The organism is Amycolatopsis sp. Hca4, from assembly GCF_013364075.1.
Classification (GTDB): domain Bacteria; phylum Actinomycetota; class Actinomycetes; order Mycobacteriales; family Pseudonocardiaceae; genus Amycolatopsis.
The window spans coordinates 2129025-2151208 of the sequence record NZ_CP054925.1 but is presented as its reverse complement, the minus strand read 5'-3'; the positions used below and the strand labels follow the sequence as shown (position 1 = coordinate 2151208).

Annotated in this window: 17 protein-coding genes; 8 read left to right on the top strand and 9 right to left on the bottom strand. The window is 65.8% G+C overall.

The genetic code is table 11. From position 1 onward, the window contains the following. Positions 1–233 precede the first annotated feature (233 nt). Both HUT10_RS09475 and HUT10_RS09470 read right to left on the bottom strand, forming a co-directional pair. Complete coding sequence (locus HUT10_RS09475) at positions 234–3665, bottom strand: YncE family protein (protein WP_176170836.1); 3432 nt, start codon at positions 3663–3665, stop codon at positions 234–236. Between the two features lie 67 nt (positions 3666–3732). After that, positions 3733–5721, bottom strand: a complete 1989-nt coding sequence (locus tag HUT10_RS09470; RefSeq protein ID WP_176170835.1) for a hypothetical protein — start codon at positions 5719–5721, stop codon at positions 3733–3735. A gap of 657 nt (positions 5722–6378) precedes the next feature. Between HUT10_RS09470 and HUT10_RS09465 the strand changes: the two genes are divergently transcribed. After that, a complete protein-coding gene (locus HUT10_RS09465; RefSeq protein WP_176170834.1) occupies positions 6379–9441 on the top strand; it encodes an SEFIR domain-containing protein in 3063 nt (1020 codons plus the stop codon). Positions 9442–9653: 212 nt separating this feature from the next. Here HUT10_RS09465 and HUT10_RS09460 read toward each other — a convergent pair whose 3' ends face one another. From HUT10_RS09460 to HUT10_RS09440, 5 genes are read right to left on the bottom strand one after another with little or no spacing between them, the layout of a single operon-like run. Then, positions 9654–9854, bottom strand: a complete 201-nt coding sequence (locus HUT10_RS09460) for a hypothetical protein (RefSeq protein WP_176170833.1) — start codon at positions 9852–9854, stop codon at positions 9654–9656. Beyond that, entirely contained in the window at positions 9855–10505 is a 651-nt protein-coding gene (locus tag HUT10_RS09455) for a DUF6338 family protein (protein ID WP_176170832.1), read from the bottom strand. Next, on the bottom strand, positions 10502–10978 hold the full coding sequence (locus tag HUT10_RS09450; RefSeq protein ID WP_176170831.1) for a hypothetical protein: 477 nt from the start codon (positions 10976–10978) through the stop codon (positions 10502–10504). The genes HUT10_RS09455 and HUT10_RS09450 overlap by 4 nt, the downstream gene beginning before the upstream one ends. Further along, positions 10975–11925 (bottom strand): caspase family protein, encoded by a 951-nt coding sequence (locus HUT10_RS09445; protein WP_176170830.1) that lies wholly within the window; start codon positions 11923–11925, stop codon positions 10975–10977. The genes HUT10_RS09450 and HUT10_RS09445 overlap by 4 nt, the downstream gene beginning before the upstream one ends. A 3-nt stretch (positions 11926–11928) precedes the next feature. Continuing rightward, positions 11929–12306, bottom strand: coding sequence for a TIR domain-containing protein (locus HUT10_RS09440; protein ID WP_176170829.1), 378 nt, complete (start codon positions 12304–12306; stop codon positions 11929–11931). 353 nt (positions 12307–12659) lie between these two features. Here HUT10_RS09440 and HUT10_RS09435 point away from each other — a divergent pair, with 353 nt between their 5' ends. The 3 genes from HUT10_RS09435 to HUT10_RS09425 all read left to right on the top strand — a co-directional run bounded on the left by HUT10_RS09435 (position 12660) and on the right by HUT10_RS09425 (position 14603). Next, positions 12660–13880 carry a hypothetical protein gene (locus HUT10_RS09435; protein WP_176170828.1) on the top strand — a complete coding sequence of 407 codons (1221 nt, stop codon included), beginning with the start codon at positions 12660–12662 and terminating at the stop codon, positions 13878–13880. A 61-nt stretch (positions 13881–13941) separates the two neighbouring features. Next, positions 13942–14292 (top strand): transposase, encoded by a 351-nt coding sequence (locus HUT10_RS09430; RefSeq protein WP_176170827.1) that lies wholly within the window; start codon positions 13942–13944, stop codon positions 14290–14292. Next, entirely contained in the window at positions 14271–14603 is a 333-nt protein-coding gene (locus tag HUT10_RS09425) for a hypothetical protein (protein ID WP_176170826.1), read from the top strand. Before HUT10_RS09430 ends, HUT10_RS09425 begins: the two co-directional genes overlap by 22 nt. Positions 14604–14836: 233 nt before the next feature. On the opposite strand, the gene HUT10_RS09420 is transcribed toward HUT10_RS09425, so the two are convergent. After that, positions 14837–16009 (bottom strand): hypothetical protein, encoded by a 1173-nt coding sequence (locus HUT10_RS09420; protein WP_176170825.1) that lies wholly within the window; start codon positions 16007–16009, stop codon positions 14837–14839. Between the two features lie 159 nt (positions 16010–16168). On the opposite strand from HUT10_RS09420, the gene HUT10_RS09415 reads away from it, so the two are divergent. Beyond that, positions 16169–16696: a hypothetical protein gene (locus HUT10_RS09415; RefSeq protein WP_176170824.1), complete on the top strand. Its 528-nt coding sequence runs from the start codon at positions 16169–16171 to the stop codon at positions 16694–16696. Positions 16697–17156: 460 nt separating this feature from the next. Here the strand turns inward: HUT10_RS09415 and HUT10_RS09410 are convergent, their stop codons facing one another. Beyond that, on the bottom strand, positions 17157–17711 hold the full coding sequence (locus tag HUT10_RS09410; protein ID WP_217709572.1) for a hypothetical protein: 555 nt from the start codon (positions 17709–17711) through the stop codon (positions 17157–17159). A gap of 106 nt (positions 17712–17817) precedes the next feature. On the opposite strand from HUT10_RS09410, the gene HUT10_RS09405 reads away from it, so the two are divergent. The 3 genes from HUT10_RS09405 (at position 17818) to HUT10_RS09395 (ending at position 22184) form a co-directional block, all read left to right on the top strand. Continuing rightward, entirely contained in the window at positions 17818–19044 is a 1227-nt protein-coding gene (locus HUT10_RS09405; RefSeq protein WP_176170823.1) for a toll/interleukin-1 receptor domain-containing protein, read from the top strand. A gap of 232 nt (positions 19045–19276) precedes the next feature. Further along, a complete protein-coding gene (locus tag HUT10_RS09400; protein WP_176170822.1) occupies positions 19277–19840 on the top strand; it encodes a TIR domain-containing protein in 564 nt (187 codons plus the stop codon). Positions 19841–19847: 7 nt separating this feature from the next. After that, positions 19848–22184 carry a hypothetical protein gene (locus HUT10_RS09395; RefSeq protein ID WP_176170821.1) on the top strand — a complete coding sequence of 779 codons (2337 nt, stop codon included), beginning with the start codon at positions 19848–19850 and terminating at the stop codon, positions 22182–22184.

Below are 22184 nucleotides of genomic sequence, written 5' to 3'. Positions count from 1 at the left end.
ATATCCGGGATTGCGACGTCGCGGTGGTCGGATGCGGGATTCGACAGCTGCCGACCTCTCGGCCAAGAGCGGCCGAAGCGTGATGCTGCGGCGCCGGAAGAAGTTCTCCCGTCAACACGTCGGCGATTCGATCATCACCGGGTTATCCGTTCATGCGTGTAGCCTCGGTCTCCCGGCCGGAGTGTGCGCGGTGCTATGAACCCAGCGCAGCTTCCGCGTCCGGTCGGCCGACCTCACCTCTTCGAGGCTCGGATGAGAAGTACCTCGTTGTCAGCCATGGCTAGGACGTCGCCGGTCGATGTTACTGCGAGACTGTCCGCGTGCCTCGTCGACAGGCGGTTGCGGACGACGGAGCCGTCGGGCCAGAACGTGCTGGTCTGTTCGACACCCTCGATGGCCAGCACCGAGCCGTTGGATGCGATGTGGGGGCTCTGGCTACGGGCGTAGATCACCTGCGGAGATCCGCCGACGGCGACGACGGCGTGTCTGTCCCGTGAGTACGCCCAGGCGGTCCCCCGCACGGACACAACCTGGGTCGCGTCTATCCGAGAACCCGTTTGCGTGACCTTGGTTAGCGTCCGGTCGACGCGCACGATTGACGAAGAGTCCAGCAAGCTGACCAGTACGCCGTCATCGCTACGGGCGGCCGCCCATGGAATACCGTCGAGCTTTCGGCTCGCGATCGGGTCACCGGTGCGCCGATCGAGTTCGCGAACTTCTCTCGCCGCGGGAAGCAGAAGGTAGACCGCGGCGTCAGTCGCGACGACCCCGCGAACTCCCGGTAGGTCGCGCCGAGTCCACGCAACTCGTCTATCCGCCGGATCGATCGCCTGCAACGTCCCGGTGAAGGTGTTCGACGCGAACAACCACCCACCACCAGCGGTGAGGTTTCCGGCGGCCTCGATTTCACATACAAAACTGGCCTTCTCTTCGTCGAAGTCTAAGGTGGCCAGTCGAGTGGCGTCGGCGATGCCGTATAGGTGAGAAGTGTCCGGGTCGGCGGCAACCGCCGTCCATCCTGAGCTTTCGGCGAGCGTAATGACGGCGCTGGTGTCCTTGACCTCGCCGGTGAGGAAGGCAAAGAGCAGCGTTACGATCGCCGACCCGTTGAACAGTAAGAGCAGCCGAGTTCCTTTTCGCCGGAACAGTGACTTGAAGATGGGAGTTTTCCCTGGCGGGTAGACTTCGGCCTTCGGTGTGGCTGATCTGTCGTCGGCTGCCAGCGACGGTAAGTTCAGTAGGTCGACGCCGTCAGCGGCGAGCCGGGTCAAGTCGAGTGCGATGTCGTAGCCCATATCTTCTTGCGCACGGGCTCGAATGACCTGTGGCTGGGCTCCCACCGCTGGAACCCGGATCGCCAACGCCCAGCCGCCAGTAGGGCGGACATCAAGATCGGCCCAAGCCAGCTTCAAGGCCGCGGCGAGAACGGCCAGCCTCTTGATGTGCTCGCGCCTGCTGGTCGGTGGCAGGACGAAGACGGCCTTCGGCAGGAACCCCAGCTCAGCGATGCGCCGAATTTCCCAGTCAAGAGCCGTGGAACGACCCAGGGTCACGCAGATGATTGAGGCTTCGGCCATTAGCCCCTGGATCCGGTTCTGCCATTCGTCGTTGGTGAACTGGCGGCGGACTGCTCCCAGCGGTGGTGGAAGGCGCTCGCCGACCTGACCCACAGCGTATACCGGCCCGTGTGCTCCCAAGGAGGCCGCGATGACCTCCTCGAAGCGTTCCCACCTGCGTAGGCTGAGTCGGTCGGGAAGGGCACGGCGATGGCTGGAGCGCGAACGAAGCCGGCGGCCGTCGTCTGCGAACGAACGCAGGAGGAGAACAGGCGTCCGAGGGTCTTCGCCTCGTCGTTTCCGGAGAGTTCGCATGGCGATTCTTCGTGCGAGCATTGTCGGCGCAATCGCGACGATGGCCGTTGGAATGGCCATGATCTCCAGGACGGTGTTGAATCGCAATTGCTGGTAGTCGGGCACGTCGTAGCCGGCTCCGGTGGTGGACAGCGTGTTGGCGAGCAAGATGAGCACGACGGAGAAACCGACCGCGGTTACCCCGAGAAGTATTCCGGTCAACCAGACCACACTTCTCCGGACCTGGAAGCCTCGTTGACTGCCGACTCTCCGCAAATGGAGAATCCTGGGGATCGCGCCGATGATAAAGGTGATGCCGAGAACCGATACGCTGGTGATGAGCATGCCTTGCTTGAAGGTCAGCCTCAGCATCCAGATGGCCGCGCACAACTGAGTAGCCGAAAGCGCCATTGCACTGGACAGCTGTGCTCGGACTGCGGCGTCGATGTCCAGTCCTGGAAGACTTCGTGAACGGTAACGTCGATGGTTCACGAACGACCACAGGCGCTGCCACGTGGCGCGGTCGAAGAGCAGGGTGGGAAGCATCCAGAGGAATATCAAGCCCAGTACGGCGAGGAACGGGCCGCGGTTGAGCAGCGCGGTGGAAATCGGGGTGCTGATTCCATCTTTAACCGAGAATGCTGGCGAGGGCAGCTTCTGTTGGATCGTGCGCCAAGTCGCCGCGGTACTGTCGGGCATGCGTGCGACGACACTGCCGTCGAGGCTGCGAAGAGCGATGAATATCAGAGCTTGCTTGTCGAACCCGGTCATGCAGTATAGGCCCGAGTTCTTATCATGGGCGACGTATCCAGCTCGGAGCACTGGCGGCCCGGGGGATGGTTGTGTAGTGGTCGCTGGATTGCAGCCGTGGATTGCCGAGGTCAATGGGCTCTTTGTCTTGAGCTGTATCACCTGCACAGTGGCTTGAGTTCGTCCGTCGGTCGAGTCCCAACGGGTCTCCCAGGCGCTGTGGACGGCCTCGTTCCGTGTGTCGTGCCAGAGCGCTAGGTTCGAGTCGAACAGTTTCGTACCCAGAGGCAAGCCATTCTGCGTTCGAACGAACTCGGCGCCGACGAGTCGCGACATCGCCGTGTCGTCCGGCATCGCCGAAGAAACGGGTTGGGCGCGAAGCGGCGGTGCCAGGTCGTCCGGGACAGTGACACTCCAAACCGGACTGGTAAGCAGGCCTGCCAAGGCGCCTCCGACGGCGGCGAGAAGAAGCAATCGGAGCAGCCAAACCGGTGCCCGCGTCGTAATCTTCGCGAAGGTCAGATCCACATCTGACTTAGTGAACCCCCGGCCAGCTCCCGGATCCCGCGGTGGCCCTATTTCTGACGCCGGTGTTGGCTGTTTGTGGGAGGAACCTCGGTCAGCTAGGAGGTTCTCGAGCCCTTCGAGGTCAGTCCCCAGAACGTCGTCTTGCATCGCCCTGAGCAGTTCATGGTGTTGCATGCCAAGACATGCTCGGGCTGCACCCGACGCGGTATCCCAAACCAGCGCGACGGCGAGGACTCCGGGCGGCATGGGAAGGAGATCATAGGTCTCGGCAATGGTCCGTGCGCGAGCCAGCGCCTCGGCGCAGGTTCCGGTCAACGGCACCGCGGCCCACGTGTGTACGGAGGTGCTCGCAGGATCGGACGCTGGCTGGTCGGTCAGGAGAAGCCGGTGCCAGTCGCCAACGGTATCGGTTGCCGCGAGCGCCCACAGCAGTGTCTGCGTGTCCAGGCTCCTACCGCCGGATCGGCGGGTCGCCGCCAGCCTGAGGGCTGCCGCGACAGTCTCGGTGACACGGAGTCCGGCGAAGATTTCGGTCAACGTTACTCCCTGCCAGCGCCTGCGACGTGTCGGTTCACCGGTTGAGGTCGTGATGCGGCTGCATTTGTTACGCGACGATCGACCGGACGGCAGCTGTCAGGGCGAGCTCGTACGCGACATCGTCGAAGACATCGCCGTACACGGCGTGGCACGAGCCATCTTCGTCGAACCGGAATGCGATCGGATGTCGGATTCCGTCGTAGCCCGTCCACGGTTCGTGAAGGTCAAGAAGCTCCGCAAGCACCGACGCACGTGCGAGGCTGTCACGAGTCGGGGGGATGACGACGATCGTCTTCCTGAGCGCGCCCAAGTCGCGGAGGGTGCGCAGCTCCCAGCCGAGGCTCGGCGTCTTTCCCATCGTGACGACCACCAACGCGCTGGAGGCCACGAGATTCCGCACTGGTTCCTGCCACGCGTCTTCGGGGTAGTAGAGCCGGGCAGCACCGAGTTTTGCCCGTTTCTCACCGGGGCGCCCTACAGCGAGGACCGGCCCGTGACGCCAGAGACGCCGAACCAGGACCTCCTCGAATCTCGACTTCCGGGACCAGTCGAAGAGCTGGCCTAACGACTCGTATACCGAAAGATGAATGGGAATTGCATGCCGGTCGTCCCTGAATGAGCGCAGGTAGAGCACCTGAGGCCGTGGGTCATTTCGGAGTGTCGTCTCCAGATCACGTGCCTGGAAGCGACGTGACGCCGCACGGAAGATTGCGCTGACAGAAAGGAAAACTATCGGCCCGAAAAGCCACATGTAGACGATCGGAGCGACTGGGTTCGCTGCCGTCGGTGTGTCGATCGGAGTCCAGACCCAGGCGATGGCCAACATGCCTGCCGAGTAAACGACGAGACCGACGTAGATCGCCTCGACTGCTAACGACAGGAGTCGATAGATCCACTCACGCCAGGAGACAACCCGGAGGTACCGATATCGTGGTATAACCCCGAGAAACGCTGTGCGGACGAGGTCGGCTGAGAAGTATATCCCGCCTACCATCACAGAAGTCACCCACAACGGAGTCTGCGGCGGGAACCACCGGAGCAAGAGGAGCAGTGCCACTGCCCACGCCGCGACCGAGAAAAGGCTGCTAAGCGCGCGTGCTGCGCGTATCGCGCGGATGCGGGTGACCAACGACCGGTCGGGCGCGGATATTTCGGATAAAAGGCCGATTCGTGAACCGATACCGGTGAAACCGAGGATCTCGAGTACCAGGACTTGGAGGTGCAGGGCGAGAAGTTTGCGGCGGTCGCTGTCCGCGAAGGTCAAGATGACGGCCGGCAGGATCGCCAGGACGACCAGCCAGGCTGCCCATACCCCGGCGAGGTAGTTCCTGAACGGCCGGTGTGCGTCCACGTCGGCGGCCTCGTGTTCGTGATCACTGGTGGCTCGTGCGGCGCTGATTGCCAAGTCGCGCGCGCGGGCGGCTGACTCGTTATCGTGCCCGGGAACCTCGATCAGTACGTCAGTGAAGAGGCGGCCCGATGCGAACTGGACTTCCACGACGGTCGTTCCGTCGGGTTGCACCGTAGGGCCGAACAAGGCGTGCGTGTGGCCAGGCAGGTTCGACGGCGATAGCGAGTTCGGCGGATCGACCCGGTCGGCAGCCTGAGTGCTTGTGGCGTAGTCGATAACCCCGATCATGACCGTGTCGCCGTGATCTTTGAGAGTCCGGGAAAGCGCGCACTGAATAGCCCAGTACTGCTCAAGCCATGACAGAGCGGTGCTGTTCGACTGTAGCCGCAGTTCCACGGGAACGACCTGCCCGGCGACGGCGCCGTTGCCCAGCTCTGGCCGCACGGACAAGGCACTGTTGGCCATTTCGCATGAAGAACCAGCCGGGTCGAAGGTCCTCGGTGTCTCGAACCAGTGAGCGGAGAGGAAAGCGAGGACGATCGGCAGACAACCCACGGCGACCGGGATGATTTTCTTGAGGATTCTACCCAGGCGAGGAAGGACTATGGTTAGCACGACCAGGCCGCACACGATGCGTCCAGTCCAGGTGGACGTCGCCCAGTCGACGAGGCCGGTGGCCCAGGTGGGAGGATGGTTCAGATCCAACTAGGTGTCCTTCTAGACGATGGCAGTCAGGTCAACTGGTTGTCCTTGCTGGGTGACGGGCTTACGCGCGCGGTAATCGTCGGTCGCCGTCCTGGCGGCGAGTGATGCGCAGCACGGCGGAGCCGGCGAGCGCCGGACGAGCCAGCTGAGAGAGTCGACCCCCGTAGCCGGTCGGGAACCGGTCCGGTGCGAAGGTGCGGACCGCATCGGGGAGCAAGGCCAACACATCTGCGAGTAACCCCTCGAAGTGGCGTTCATATCCGCCGGACTGCCTTGGTTCGGGAGGTCAGAACGTTGCAGGATTGTGCCAACGTCGTCGCATTGTTACGCAGCCGACAAGGTCCGCTGGCGATCGTAGTGGTCGAAGCCGCCCTGCAGGGCGCGCCGCACGTGGCAGGGCACGTCGATGAACGCGGCGATCACGTCCCTTTCCACGCCGCTCCGCGGTGGCCCGAAGTCCCCGAACTCACATCTGATCTCCCATAACTGCGCCGTCGCCTCTGAAGTGCGCGAACTGGCCAACGCGATCACTCCGTCCGGTTGGCGGGCGCGATCAGCACGCGCGTCTTTGTCCGAGTCGCGGTGGCGCGTCCCGACGTTACGGTGCCCCCGGTTCCGGGCCGCGATGCCGGAACCAGCGACAGTTAGAATCCGTTCGTGGAGCTCGAGAACCGATTGGCTGGGTTGCTGACCGCCGCCGGTGGTACAAGAGTCGTGACCATCGACGTCTCGCTGGTCGCCGCCTTGGCCGAAGCGCTGGCGGTGGACCCGGCCGAGTTGTCGGCGACGGTGCGAGCCTTGGTGGAGGAGTACGCCGGGCCAGCGGCGGTTTTCGGGATCCACCGCGTCGACTGGCGTGTCGATTTGCCGCCCGCGACGGCACGGGCGGTTGTCTCGGATGCCCTCGCCACCACGTTTCTCCGCTGGTTTGGCTTCGAGGGGCACCCCATCGCGGGCCTGAGCGGCGCGGGGAACCCGCTGTTCTCTGTGGACCGGGTCGAAATCGGAACCGCAGTGACCAGGCTGCACTGCACGGCATCGCACGTCGAACCGGGCGGCGAACAGACCAACGTGATCGAGCGCCTCGAACAGGCCGGACTGCGTCCATCGCGAGGCGGAGAGATTACGCTGCGGCCGCCTGGGAGCGCCCGGACGATCCAGCTGGTGTGCCGCGCGCCTGTGCCACCTGATCGCGTGAAGGTTTTCGTGTCTTATGCACACGATGACGAGGCGCATAAGGTCGCCGTACGGACCCTGGCGGAGCTGCTGGTGCACAACGGCATCGACGTCGACCTGGACTCGTGGGCCGGTCCCGCGCGCAAAGATTGGGGATCTTGGGCTACCAGGTGCATCGAAAGCGCCGACTTCGTCCTGGTCGTGGCGTCGCCGAGGTACCGTCACGTCGGCGATGGTGTGGTGGCCACCAGCGACAACCGCGGCGTGCAAAGCGAGGCAGCTCTCCTTCGAGACCGGCTCCACTGGGATCGCGCCGTCTGGACGGCCAAGCTGCTCCCGGTAGTGCTGCCGGATCGTTCGACCGACGAAGTCCCGTTGTTCCTCCAGCCCTACTGCGCCGACCACTACTTGGTTCCAGCGTTGACGCAGTCCGGGATCCAGGAACTGCTGCGCACCATCACAGCTCAACCAGGTCACGTTCGCCCTCCGCTGGGTGAAGTGCCGGTTCTGCCGCCGAATCCCACCGTGGCCGGTGAGGCCACGGTACAACCGCTGCCCCGCATGGTCCGGCCCCGTCTGCCGCTCGTCCCCGTCGAAAACCTGGATCCCTTCGAACTCGATGTCCATCGAGCCATCTCGATGGACGTGGGTGACGACGCGCTACCAGCCTTGCCTCGATACGTGACACGGCCACACGACCGAAAGCTTCTGGAAAACGTGCGGCAAGCGATCGCCGGCACTAGCGGCATCGCGATCCTTGTCGGGAGTTCCTCCACGGGCAAGACCAGGGCTTGTTTCGAAGCTGCGAAACAGTTGCCGACGGGCTGGAGTGTCTGGCATCCGATCTCGCCGACGCCGCCGCAGGCTCTGCTCGACGGGCTCGCCGGGGTACCGCCCCGGACCGTTGTCTGGCTCGACGAGCTCCAGCAGTACCTCCTCACGGCCGGGCCCAGTTTGGGCGAAGAGGTGGCGGCACGGCTTCGGGCCCTGCTTCGAGATCGTCGTAACGCACCCGTCCTGGTCCTGGGAACCATTTGGCCGGAGCGGATGCAGACGATCACCTCCGTGGATCCGGCGGCGGAACTTGGCTCCCACACTCAAGCGGGACAGCTCGTCAAGGACGTTCAGATCGCGGTGCCCTCTCGCTTCGACCAGGCGGAGCTCGCGGCACTAGGCGAAGCAGCGCAGATTGATCCACGGCTTCGCCAAGCGCTGCGCACTCGATCTTGCGAAATCATCCAGTACCTCGCGGGCGTACCAGCGATGGTTGAGCGGTACCAGGTCGCCCCAGCAGCCGCGCACGCCGTAATCGACGTCGCCGCCGATGCCCGCCGGCTGGGTTACGCCGGTGACGTTCCGTGGTCGTTCCTGGAGCGGGCGGCTCCGGGCTACCTGTCGGACACCGAGTGGCAGGCGACCGGCGAGGACTGGTTCCAGGAAGCCCTCGGGTTCGCACTTGCACCCTGCCGCGGTGCTGCGGGTCTGCTGGTGCGGCGGCGTCCCAAACCCGGCCACAATCCCCCGGGCGATCCCGGGTATCGGCTGGCCGACTACATCGCCCATTGGGCTGGTGGCCGGCGTTCCTTCGACGTTCCACCTGTGGCGTTCTGGGACGGCGCCTGCTCACACCTCGATGCTGACGCGCTGATGGTTCTCGCCGGCGCTGCCGCAGCCAGGGGACGGACCCGGCACGCTACTCTGCTTTACGAGCGTGCTGGAGCGCTCGGCAGTTTCACCGCGTACGCGCACGCCGGTCGGCTGTACCGCGAAAGTGGGAACGCGAGACTGGCGGAGATCTCCTTTCGGCGCGGCGCCGAGGCGGGTGATGCAGCCGCGCAGATCGAAGTCGCGCGCTGTTGTGACGTCCGCGGAGACACCGACGAAGCGGAGCGCTGGCTCGTCTTGGCTACAGAACAGGGCGACTATGTCGCCTTCGAAATGCTGGCGCAACACGCCGAGTCAGCGGGTGACAACGTTCGCGCGGAACACTTCCTGCGGGAAGCCGCCGCAGCTGCCGGGATCTACCGCGGGCGCCCGCTCCGCCAGCTGGCTCGCCTGCGTGCCGAGGCTGGGGACGCTATGGAAGCGCGCGAGCTTCGTGCGTCTGCTGACAAAGGTGTCAAGACCGTTGTTCGACGACCCCTGCACGACAGCCAGCAACGTAGTGGTGGCGCAGCCGAGCTGGAAAGATCGCTCCGGCGGACGATCGCCGACGCGGAGGCCGCGGGGAGCCGACCAAGCAGTCACGACCTCGAGCTGCTGAGCGAGGTCTGCGAGACCAACGGCGAGCACGACGAGGCGGAGCGCTTGGCAGACCAGGCCGCACGCGCCGGATACCCCGCCGTTTACCGCAGCCTCGTCGCTGCGCGGGGCAACCGAGGCGAGGTACGGCAAGCGGAAGCCTTGGCGGTACGAGCCGCGAACGCCGGAGATGCCGAGTCTCTATGGATGATCGCGGAAGCATGCCGGGACGACCGACGATGGCATCAGATCCGGCACTACGGGCTGGAGCCGGACGGCACTCCCAGTGCCGCCTGGTGGTGATTGCCCGATGCGTAGCTCAGCTGGCCCTCGTGGGAGCTTGTTCACCCACCCCGCACCCGATGATCGTGGTTACCGTAGCCGCGACAACCTGTGCGCTCCTGTCGAAAGACCGTCTCCGCAGGATCAGCCGACCGTCGCGGTTTGGCTTTCCCGTGACCAATGGGTCGCCCCTACAGCCCGCTCCGTCCGCGAGTCTTTTCCGCGATTCGTGGTCAGTCGTCGCTGGTCGATGTGGTTTGCGACTGGGCGTCCGACCCGCCAGCAGGGGAGGCCCCCTGAGCTGGTCCGGCCGGCATCTCGGGCAGCGCGAACGGCGTGCTCGGCGCCTCATAGCCGCCGCGCTTCTCGATGACGTGATCGCCGCCGTCGGGAACGACACGGTACTGGACCTCGCGGCTGCTGTAGTCGGGCATCTAGAACTCCTTGATGTCGAGGTATTCGATTTCGGTCCACCGCACCAGCAGCCCGGACTCTCCGGGCACGGGCAAGGGACGGCGGTTGTCGTCCAGCGTCAGCTCGCCGCTGGAGGGGTTGACGGTGAAGCTCAGAGGCAGGTAGAGGTCGCCTTCTTCGGGATGTGCGGAGGCGTAGCTGCGCCGGCCATTGGGAGCTTCGCCTCGGTAGCCGGCCAGCCAGATCCCGGATTTGAGCTTGATCCGGACGATCGCGCGGTCGGCGCGTCGCCACAGGTAGTCCCAGGCCCGGGGCTCGACGGCCGCCCCCACCAGCAGCGTTCCCCACTTCTTGTGCTTCTTGTGGCCCCAGCCCACGACGCTGCCCACCATGATTGGGCCCAGCACGTAGGCCAAGGCCAGGGCCTCCAGCAGCCACAGGTTGGCGGTCCCATTGACCAGCCGTCGCTCGACGACCAGGTACCGATAGACCCAGTACTCGCCGAAGGCCAGCAGTGCGTGCATCACCGCGGAGGCGGCCAGGAACCGCACGAGGCGGTCGGAGAAGCTGACCCCGTAGCCGGTGGTGACTCGTTCCAGCGCGAAGGTGTAGGCCGCGCCGGGCAGCAGCGCGAGCACGGCCACCAGCAGTCCCTGGAAGGTAGCGATCACGTCCGCCGGACCCCCTCGGGCCAGGAGATCAACACGTCGCGGCCGAGCTCGCGGGCGTGGGCGACGGCGTCGCCGGTGCCGCCGAGGCCGTGGGCTGGTCGCCCGTCCCACACCGCGACCAGCAGGTCGCAGTGCTCGACCACGTACTTGCCGGCGGCGTCGAACGCGACCTCGCTGGGCTCGGCGAAGTCCAGCTCGGTGACCTCGGCGGCCGCGCCCCGCAGTTCCTGGTAGACCGCGAGGTCACCGGGGTTGAAGGTGTCGGCGTAGCCGCGGCATGGGATCACCGCGTGTAGCCGATGTCCCGCTGCGAGCAGCAGCTGCGCAAACAGGTGGTCCGCGCCGGCGGCGAGGCTGGACAGGCCGGTCACCGGCCCGAGCTTCTGCGCGAGCAGCGCGCGGATGTCGCGTTCGGCTTGGCGTCGGGCGATGTCGGGCAGGTTCTGGTGCCCGCTGATCCCGATCGTCGTCACAGGGTCCCTCGCTTGGCCATCTGCCAATAGTGTCGCCCGAGTGGGGTCAGCCGACAGCTGCCGCTCTCCATCGCTGCGAAGTACATGTGCTGATGATCCACCGGCTCGACCAGTTTGTTCGCCCGACACTTCTGCAGCTGGTCGAAGATTTCCTCGTGCTCGGGGTGCGGGTCCAGTCCGGACTGCGACTTGTCTGGCTCGTAGGTGGGATCGAGCCGGTAGTGGTGCGCTGGATCGGGAAACCACTCCAGTAGTTTGTGCAGCGTGGGTAACGGCACTGAGGGTGAACAGCTGCGCAGGTCGTGCAGCCGGTCGACGTTGGCCTTGAACGTCGGCCGCTGCTCCCAGGCGTCGAAGCATTCCGAGACATAGGCGTAGAGACCGGCGACGGTGACGTGGCCCAGCACGTCAGCAGCGCCACCCTCGAGCGCACCCTCCAGATGAGTGGAGAACAGGCCGCGCCCGCCGGCCTCGGCGGAGTACTGGTCGCCGCGGCTGGCGGTCAGGATCGACATGCCGCTGCGCAGCACGGCCGCCTCGGTGAGCGCGGCGACGGTGCCCGCGCCACCGGAGAAGCAGCAGTCGAGGATCACTACGATCTCCTTGACCTGCGATTTCCGGGCGATTGTCAGCACCTCGGCGAACAGCACCCCAGGCGTCTCGCCTTGGCCGTCGCTGGTGACAAGGGCGACGTCGCCGTCGACGGGCGTGCCGTGGCCGGCGAAGTACAGCACCGCGAAGTCCGCACCGCCGGCCAACAGAGCCCGCACACCACTCATCAGGTCGTTGCGGGTCACCGAGCCGGTCAGCAGGCGGCAGTCGAGGTTCTTGGTGGAGTCCTCGTTGCGGGCCAGCAGCGGCTGCAGCGCCGTCGCGTCGTTGACGCACCCGGCCAGTGGCCGCTGGTGATCGTAGTGGTCGATCCCGACCAGCAGAGCACGCCGCACGGGTTACAGCCCGTCGATGAACGCGGCGATCGTGTCCCACTCCCAGGCCGCGCACCGCGCCGACCCCATCTCCGCTGGCTTGACCCGATACTGCCCCAGCCAGATCCCCAGCAGCGGCTTATCCTCCTCGGCTGCGCATTTGATCTCCCACAGCTGCCCGTCGGCCTTCGGCGTGCTCGAGCTGATTAGCGCGATCACCCCGTCCGAGCGACGGATCCGGGTCCGGACGTTGGTCTTCCACTCGCTCTCGTAGGGCTCCTTCACCGACATGTCCGTGTACCCGTAGGGCGACCGCACCAGCAACCGCTGCCCGTTGAACAGGTTCCGGCTCGCCTCATCCTCCTTCGCGAAGGCGATGAACACCGTCTTCTGGTCCGCCATCGCGACCCCTCTCGTGCATTCCCTCGACGTATCCGCGGTCCATGCCGCGGTGCGAATTCGACATGCGATACCGTACCCGAGAGCACCGAAAAAATCCCTGCCTGCGTGAACCTGGCCCTTTACCACTTCCACCACGCCGAACTGCGGCTTGGGACCATCGGGTGTTGCCGCTTGGCCCATCGGTCGGATAAAAGTATCACCTCCCACGGCTCGCGGAACCTTGCCGTCAGCTTGACCGTTTGCACGGTCGAGCCGGTGCAGATCGACGGCGACTGGTCGCCGCGCGGAGGCACTACGACGACATCTGAACACAAAAGAGTAATTAACGTAAAAGTCACCTTGGAGGTGGACTAATGACGAACCACGACCCGCGTGGCGAACATCTGACGCCCTCGGAGCTGGAGAAAGACAAGGTCGGTCCATGCGGCCGCCCCGACGACGAGCACGGTCGGACCTCACGCCTGGAGCAGCTCAGGTGGGGTCAGATTGTCGCAGCTGCCGGTGGGATGTGGGCGATTCCGTACTGCCTTTACACGGTCGCTGACCCCGGCAGTTCGGTGATCATCCGTGTTCTCGCGTGGGGGCCGGCTGCACTCTCGGTGGGCTATTTCGTGCTCGATCTGCTTTTCCAGCGCCTGCGGCGCCGGTTACGCCGCATGACCAGTAGCTCGCAGGCCACGCCCGGCTGGCGACCGCCACCCAGGCCCGAGATAGGCTCCGAGCCGCAACCGCTGAAGATCCGTTTTCGCAAGCCGCCCGCTATCGCAGACGAGGAAACCAAGCAGTACCGGCGGGTAACTGAGCGCAGCAACGTAATGGGTCGGCCGCCCCTGTGCATCACCTACTTCCGCTGCTTCGCGAACCCGGCCCGTACCCGCACCTTCCTCGAAGGTGCTTGGAATGAGTTCGGCTACGTCCACATGCTGCGAAACCCGAACTCGGCAACCTGGCGGGAGCTATGGCGCTCTCGCGACACAGAAACTATGGCAGAACTGGTCATTACTACCGAAGCCCAGCTGGGAGACCGGCTTCGGTGCGCTCCGACCGAGCCCAATAAGTGGAGCGCCAAACCGTACGGTGAGTACCCGGTCCGCGAGTTCTTCTGCGGCGACGGTTTCTGGCAACAAGCGGCAAACCAGCTGATCGAGATCGCGGACCTGGTGGTCATCGACCTGTCCGGCCACGCCCGGGAGTCGCTTGGTCTGCAGTTTGAGCTGGAGTGCGCCTTCACCACCAAACGACTGGACCAGGTTCTCCTGCTCGCCGACGAGCTGAGTGATCGCGAGTACCTGGCAACACAGATCCGCTGGGCCTGGGCGTCGACACCTGCCTCGGGCGACCCGGCTCGGGTGCATGTTTACATCCTCGACAAAGTCGTCACGGAGTTGGTCGTCGTACCCGGCGGGGGACCGGGAGAGGTTCACTTCGGCCGGGACACGCGGCTGTACTCCGACCGGTCGGAGTCGCGGCGCCTGCTCAGTCACGTTCTGGACCGAACGGGTGCGTCGGGCAGCGGATTCGTCGGGCCTCACGGGGAAAGCTGCTCGAGGACCTTTCCTGGCCTCGGCGGATAGCAGCGCCGTCGCCGTTGCGGGTTTAGCGGGGCCGGAGTCTTGGGCTGATTGGACCAAGGCCGTGCTCGCGCAGTGGATGCTCGACCGCGCTCTGGACGCCGGGGTGCCCGCCACCTGGGTTACCGCCGATGAGGCCTACGGTGGTGACTCGAAAATCCGCCGTTGGCTGGAAGACCGCCGCATCGGCTACGTGGTGGCTGTGCCCAGCAGCCAGACTATCCCTGCGGTGGCCGGCACCTCTCGCGCAGACGCGCTCGTCGCCCACGCACCCGCCGAGGCGTGGAAACGCCGCAGCTGCGGCGACGGCGCCAAAGGACCACGAATGTTCGACTGGGCCGTCGCCGAACTGCCTGCCCATCCCGACACCACCCCGCCGGCTGGGGGCGCTGCTTGCTGGCCCGTCGTTCACTGACCCGAAACAGTAAGGGAAAACACGAGATCGCCTACTACTTGTGTTGCGCCTCAACAGGAACGACCGACAAGGAGATAATCCGGGTCGCGGGTGCACGCTGGGCGGTCGAGGACTGCTTCCAGACCGCCAAGACCGACGTCGGCCTGGACCAGTACCAGGTCCGCCGCTACGACGCCTGGTACCGGCACATCACCCTGGCCATGCTCGCCCACACCTACCTCGCTGTCACCGCCGCGATCGCCCCAAAAGCCCTGGCAGCGGCCTCATCCCAATCACGCTGGGCGAGGTCAAGCGTCTCCTGGCACACCTGATCACCACCCCGCTCGACCGCCTCGCGACCTGGGCCTGGTCACACTGGCGCCGGCGCCACCAGCACCGAGCCCGACAAGCCCACTACGAACGAAGACAAGCTATTGATCACAAAAGTGCGGCTGGATTACTAGTACTGCGACGGCAGTTAGGTCAGATCCTGCCGATGGTGTGTCTCGTCGCGCTGTTGGTCACCCTTGCCAGGTGGATCACGCAAGAACTGGTGATGTCGGGATCAGGCCAGTGTCGACCGCAACGCACGAACGAAACGCTCGGTGTCTCGACCCGTCTGATAGGCGAGTACGGGCCGCTCGGCCACGAGGCGTACCACGCCGTCGACGACCTTGTCCGCGCCGATCCGGCGTTGGTTGATTTCTGCCAGCCGCCAGTGCTCGCCGATGAAGACGCACCGGACGTGCGGGAACCGGCTCAGCTGCTCGATTTCCCAAGCGATGGCGGGCCGGGGGCAGGACACGTCAATCAGGGCGACGCGGCATATGCCCATCAAGGCCCGAACGGCATCCCGCCAGATCGCCGAGTCGACCCGCAGGACGGTCAGGCGAGGTGCCAGGACGCGCCGGCTGAGGTGTTTCACGCGGCGCACTTCCTTGGGCAGCTGGTCCGCGCTGCCGATTTCCGAAAGGAGGCTCCGATTCGCTTCGTCTACCGCATCCTTGATTAACCCGGACGCTATGACTGTAGGAAGAAAGCCGAGCGAAGCGAGCAATGGCAGCACCAAGGCCAGCACCAGCAACGCCCCCAGAGCCGCCGTGACCACCACTGCGATGACGGTGACGGTTGCCAGGGCTGGATACAGTCCCGGCAAGAACACACCCGACGCCAAACTGATAACGATGAGGACGAAGGTGCTTCGGGCCGTGACGGTGAAGAGCCGTTCCCGGCGTTGCGCAAATCCTCCAGCGCGCTCTAGCCATACCTCCAAGCCGTCGCTGAAGTGCTTGACCGACATGGCTTGCGAAACCAGGTGAGGAGGTGCTTCCTGCGCGTCCACGGCCTTGTCATCAAGGGTCACGATCCGCCATCGCGTGCCGATGGACAGGGCGGCTTCAGTCACCGCGGCCGTCCCGTCCGTGTAACCGAACCGCCGGAGGTACAGAACGCCCCGGCGCCCGTACCGTAGAAACGCGATGCCGACGGGAATGTAGGCGAAGCACCCGACGACGAGAAGGGGCACGGGCCAGTGGGCTGTCTCCGCTGACGGCTGCTCTGGGGCGGTGGCGGCCACCCAGATCACGAGCGACAGGACGATGATCACCGCGTAAAAGCATGTCCCGCCGACCAGAAGGGTGTAGCCGATCACTCGGGCGGCTACGACCCGCGCCGACCAGGGCCGCGACGGAACATCGTCCACGATGTTCAGCCGATGATGGGCATCCACGATCAGCACCTGCCAGTCCTCGGTGTGGATGGTTCGCAGGGATTGCGGAGGTACGTCGGCCGCTCGGGTGACGGTGTTACAGCCGAACCAGCACCTGCCGATCGCCGACATGGGCGGCGGCCACCGGCGGTGCGCGCGATAGCGCGTGGTGTGCGGCACTGCACGCGCTTGCTCGGCCTGCTGAGCGCCGCCACGGCGGTGTCGTGGTGGGTGCCCTACGAGATCGGCCTTTCCCGGTCGGCGCACGTCCCCGTCTCTTACCTGGTGGTGCCGCCGATCCGATCGATGGCCGGGTTGCCGGAGTCCGTCCGACTTGGCGCGAACTTTTGGTCGGCCGATGAGTGGTGCGGTGGGCCAGCGACCGCGCGAGTGGTAGCGGTCATCGAACTGCTCGCCACACCCGGTGCCTGGACTACCCTGAAGCTCACCCGGACCGGCGGGCTCCAGTGGCTGCCCAGCGCAGGCGGGACCGTCCGCGACCTGGTCTACGACCCGCTCGCGCCGCTGGCCTTCGCCGACGTGGCCGTAGGGACGGTCAGCGTACCTGAAGAAGGTCTTCGCCAGTCGGCCGCGGCGGTGGTGACTTGGCGTCGCATACTGGCCCAGGTGGCCCCGGCCCTGCCTTACGAGCCGGAGGTCGAGGGCTGGCGGTACGAGCGCTACCGGAACCCGCCCGTGCACGGCTGCAGGGTTTGACGCGGGCAGCTCCACGAGCGCCTGCGCCGCTTTTCGTCGTCGACGACCTCGACAGGCGGCGACGGCCAGCCACCCGTGGGGAGTTCCGGGAGACGACTGGGTGCTGCGCGCCGACATCACGCGGGACCAGCGGTCGCTGGTGTCCTGCTCAACCCGCTGTTCGAGTTCGCCCCGGCCGATCGGCTCGTCTACTGGCGTGTCCTGGCCGTTCAGTACCAGCTTAACCACCGGATACTCGGCGTCCCGACGCCATCGGGCGTCTTCGACGATACGACTTCGGCGCTGGCCAGGCGCTTTGGCCGACCCGGGGTGACGCCCGGTGAGCGGTGAGGGGCCGGCCGTCCACCGTGTCCCTTCGCGGGCCGGGTCGCGTCAGCGGCCAGCGCGTGGCTGTTCCGGCACCAACTGCCGCGCGCTAGCACGTCCGCGACCGCCACGAGCCGTTACGGCGCTCGCCGGCTCAATGTGGGTGGACCAGTGCGACGAGGAAGCCGAGGACATACACCACGGCGAGGATTACGGGCAGCCACTGCTCCAGATGGGTGAGCGGCCAGTACAGCGCCTTGTCCTTGCCCTCGCCGAGCGCCTGCCATTCCGCACGCCAGTACGGGGACGCGGGCAGCTGCTCCTCGAGCATGCCGACCACGATGTACTTGGCCGAGTTGAGCTGCCGATAGGAGCGGACGATCCAGAACCAGGCCGCGGTCTGCGCCAGCAGAAGGCGCAGCGGCAGGAACAGCAGCCACGACGTCAGGAACTTCGAGCCCCACAATGCGCCGGCCGCGGTCAACGTCGCGGTGTTCAGGCTCAGGAAGAACCCGTTGGCCAGCGCCCGCCGGGCACTGACGCGGTCGGCCATTTCGACGTACATCTTGTACTGCTCGAGGATCGCGGCCTGGTAGGCGGCCTTCTCACCGGCGTAGGCCGTCTCGTCGACCGGAGTCCACAAACCACTGCGGACCGCCTGGACATCGATCGGCTTCGCCCGGAAGTAGCGGGACAGGAACTGGGGCACCGGCCCACTCTAGGCTGGTCCGCGGCCGGCGCGACGCTGTTGGGCGTAACACGCCGGTGGTGATCTCCGACTGAACGGCGCGGAGAGGCGAAAACCCGGGGGCGTAATGGATTCAGGGGAGCGGTTCAACGTCTACTCGCCGGTGGACGTGCCGGCCGGCGAGCTGCCCGCCCTGCCACGGGTGTTCGTCTCCCATCGCAATCTCGACAAGCCACTGGCCGAGGCGGTGACCGCCGTGCTGGCCCGGCTGGGCGTGCACTACTGGTTCGACCGCGACGACCGGGACAGCCAGGCGGCGGCCGCGCTCGGCATGGTGGGCGACCAGCAGCTGGTGCACGCGATCGAACGCGGGGTCCGGCACTGCACGCACCTGCTCGGACTGCTGAGCTCCGCCACGGCAGGGTCGTGGTGGGTGCCCTACGAGATCGGGTTTTCCCGGTCGGCGAACATCCCCGTGTCCTACCTGGTGCTGCCGTCGGTCGGCTCGATGGCCGGGTTGCCGGAGTACGTCCGGCTCGGTGCGAACTTCTGGTCGGCCGACGAGCTGGTGCGGTGGGCAGGCCGCCTGGCGGAGGGCCGGCGTGCCAGCGTGGCCGGCTCCGTGGTCGACGGCCTGACCGGTTTCGTTCCGCGCCTGCCGCCGGTGCCCACGGTCGCCGAACTGGCCGCGCGAGCGGTGGCGGCCATCGAACTGCTCGCCACCCCTGGCGCCTGGGCCGCGCTGGAACTCACCCGGAACGACAGGTTCCAGTGGCTGCCCAGCACGGGCGGGATCGTCCGCGACCTGGCCTACGACCTGCTAGCGCCGCTGGCATTCCTCGAGGTCGCGGCGGCGACCGTCAGTGCAGGCGAGGAAGTGCTCCTCCGGTCGGCCGCGGCGGCGACGACTTGGCATCGTGTGCTGGCCCAGACGACCCCGGCCTTGCCCTATGAGCCGGAGGTCGAGGGCTGGAGGTACGAGCGCTATCGGAATCCGCCCGTGCACTGGCTGCAGGGCTTGACGACCGGGCAGCTCCACGAGCGCCTGCACCGCTTCTTCGTCGTCGACGATCTCGACGGCCGACGACGGCTGGCCACCCGTGAGGAGTTCAAGGAAGAGTTCGACAGCGTGCTGCGCGGTCGCATCGCGCGGGAGGAACGCTCACTCGGTGTCCTGCTCAACCCGCTGTTCGGGTTCACGCCGGCGAATAGGCCCGTCTACTGGCGGATCCTGGCGATTCAATATGAGCTCTATCACCGGATTCTCGGCATCACCACGCCTTCGCGCATCTTCGATGATACGACTTCGGCGCTGGCCAAGCGCTTAGCCGACCAGGCCTCGGTGAGTGGGTGAGCCGGGCGTGCTGTCCCTGTGTCTCTTCGCGGTCACGCCGTCATGTGGATCAGCACCCTCCGTTGGACATGTAGTAGAACGCGGCAGGAACGTCGTACGCGACCAGGATCGTTTGGCAAGCGTTCGAGATGGCCGCACTGAACCCACACCGTGAAGCACCGCCGGAGTCCGTAACACCGGTCATCGCTCCAGCGATGTTCGGACAGATCCTCTCAAAGTTTCTGGAGCGGGCGTGGCCTACGAGTTCGACGTGTACTTGAGCTACTCCAGGCAGGGAACCGTGCCTGCGTGGTTGTTCAACCACTTTCTGCCGAATCTCAGCGAGGCCCTGACTGACGAGATGCCATCCGACCCCGGCATCTTCGTCGATCGCAACATGGCGGCGGGGACGGCTTGGCCGGCAAGCTTGGAACGCGCGCTGCTCCGGTCGCGGCTCATGGTGGCCGTGCTGTCGCCTCAGTACTTCCGGTCGGAATGGTGTCTGGCTGAATGGATGACGATGTCCAACCGGGAACACGAGAGCGCCGCCCCGGACGTCCTGATCTTTCCTATCTTGTACGCAGGCGGGACTACCTTCCCGGATTGGGCGCAAAGCAGGCTTTGGGTCGACTTCAAACCGTGGAACATCCCATACGAGCTCTTCAGGGAAACTCGCGAATACATTGACTTTCACCGGGCAGTACGCCGGCTGGCCGCGGACATCGCCGAGCGGGTGACAACCGTGCCGGAGTGGGATGCTGCGTGGCAGGTCGTCCGGCCGGAGCCGGACTTTCCTCGCAGGATGCCAAGGTTTTGAGGCCGCGATGTTCGTGACCTTCTACTCGTACAAGGGCGGTGTCGGCCGGACGTTCTGCCTCGCCAACGTTGCGGTGCGGCTGTCCGCCTGGGGCTACCGGGTACTGTGCGTCGACTGGGATCTGTATTCGCCGGGTCTGCACTCCTACTTCGCCCCCTGGCTGCCGGAGCCACCCGCACTCGGACTCGTGGACGTCATCAGCACCGCCACCAAGAGCCCGATCGAGTGGCAGAAGCCACTACTACACCTGGACATCCCGGAAGCCGGCAAGCTGAGCCTGCTCCCGGCCGGCCACGTCGACAAGGGCTATGTGACGCGCCTGCGCGCGATCTCCTGGCCCCAGCTCTTCGACCAGTACGACCTCGGCTGGCGTTTGGAGACGCTGCGTGACGAGATGAATCTCGACTACGACTTCGTGCTCGTCGACTGCCACTCCGGCATCACCGAGGCTGGTGACATCTGTACCGCGCAGCTACCGGACGTCCTCATGCTGTGCCTGAACCCAAACCGGCAGAACCTCGACGGCGCGCTCGACGTCGTCCACCGCAGCATGTCCCTTCGCGACGAGTCACGCTACGACAAGAGCCAGTTGCTGGTGGTGCCGATCATATCGCGGCCCGACGCCCGCGACGAGCATGCACGCGCCGACGAGTGGCGGCAACGCACGGCGGAAACCTACGCCGACCAGTATCGTGCCTGGACACCGAAGAACGTCACGCCGCTCGACGTGCTCAACACCACCACCGTTCCCCACCTGCCGGAGTGGAGCTTCGGCGAGGAGATCGTCCAGAACGAGTACCTGACCAACATCGCCGCGTTGCTCGCCCACGAACTGGCCGAAGCGGACCGGCTGGTGTCCGACCGCGACGACTACGTCGCAGCCGCACGGGAGCGTGGCAGCCAGCCACGGCACCGCAGGCTATCCCACAACGTGTTCGTCCTCGGCACCTCGCTCGCCGCTGAAGACCTCCGTCGCAGGCTTGTCGCGTTCGGACTCCCGGTCGCGCATCCCGAGGCGCTGTCTACAGCCCAGCACTTCGCCGTGGTGCTGGACGATGGCACACCGAGGGAGGCCGTGCGAGCCGTGACCGAGAAGGTACGGGCCACCCCCGACACGCCGCGCCTGTTGTTCGCGATCACGGAAAAGCACTCGGACCTCGACGAGCCGCTCAACACCTGGCATGCGTTCCTGGACGCCGACAAGGACATCGACGGGGAAATCGCGCGGACGATCGCCGGCGCGGTCGCGGGCGCGATCAACGACAGCGAGGACGGCCGCGGGCTCGCCGGACAGATCCTCGCGCGTATCGGCGAGGAACTGCTCGGACTCGGCCGGGTCGCTGAAGCCCGTGACCACGCCGATCGAGCTGGAAAACTGGCGAAACGGTGGCTCGTGGAGCTGGCCTCCTTGACCGGTCAAATCGCCTACCACGAACACGATCTCGAAGAATCCGATCGGCTGTTGCACGAAGTCGTCCTGCGCGCATCCCAGTCGACGCAGGCCCGGCTCGCCCAGCTGACCCTCGGACGGATTGCCATGCACCGCGGTGCGTTCGACGACGCCTACACGCGCTTCGACCAAGTGCTCGCCGGCGAGGAGGACGGGACCCTGCGCCTCGCGGCGCTTCGCGCCAAGGCGGACGCGGCGGAAGTCACTGGCCGGTACCAGGAAGCCTTGGATTGCTTGACTGAGGCGGCGACTCTCAGCGAGGGAACCGATGACGCAGCCGTCCTCGCGCTGACACTCGGCCGGATGCACGCCGACCGTGCCAACCTCGCCGACGCCGAACCTTGGTTGCGCGAAGCCGTGGAATCCGCCAAGCTCCCGGAAGACGACCACTTCACGGCCTTGCGGCGGCTCGGCGACGTGGCCGACCAACGGGGGCACCTTGAGACGGCCGCGGAGCATCTCGATGCCGCGCTCACGTATGCGGTCGACCGCCTCGATGCCGACCGGGTCGTGGACGCGGTCGCCGACTACCTCGACGTACTCCGCAGGCTCGGCCGCACCGGCGATATCGACTTCGCTTTGCGGCGAGCCCATGCCGCGCTGACCGACGGATGCCCTGAAAAGGTACGTCTGCTCGGCGTCGAAGCAGATCTGAGACTACGCAGCCACCAGTTCGACCGCGCGAAGGCCGCTTACACCGAGGCCCGCACGCTCTACCAGCTGCGCGAGGACCGCTTCGGCGAAGTCTGCGCGTTGATCGGGCTGGCCCGCGCGGAGGAGCCGGACGGCACAACCGACCACAGACTGCGGGAGGCGCGCCGGCTCGTGGCCGGGCTGCGCGGAGCGGAAGCCGACTGGGTCCGCCGGCAGCTCGACGATCTCAGAGGATGGTGA

Coding starts and splice junctions, on each gene's coding strand:
- HUT10_RS09460 (WP_176170833.1), bottom strand. CDS start 9,854: ATGCCCGACTACAGCAGCCGCGAGGTCCAGTACCGTGTCGTTCCCGAC.
- HUT10_RS09440 (WP_176170829.1), bottom strand. CDS start 12,306: ATGGCGGACCAGAAGACGGTGTTCATCGCCTTCGCGAAGGAGGATGAG.
- HUT10_RS09435 (WP_176170828.1), top strand. CDS start 12,660: ATGACGAACCACGACCCGCGTGGCGAACATCTGACGCCCTCGGAGCTG.
- HUT10_RS09405 (WP_176170823.1), top strand. CDS start 17,818: ATGGATTCAGGGGAGCGGTTCAACGTCTACTCGCCGGTGGACGTGCCG.
- HUT10_RS09395 (WP_176170821.1), top strand. CDS start 19,848: ATGTTCGTGACCTTCTACTCGTACAAGGGCGGTGTCGGCCGGACGTTC.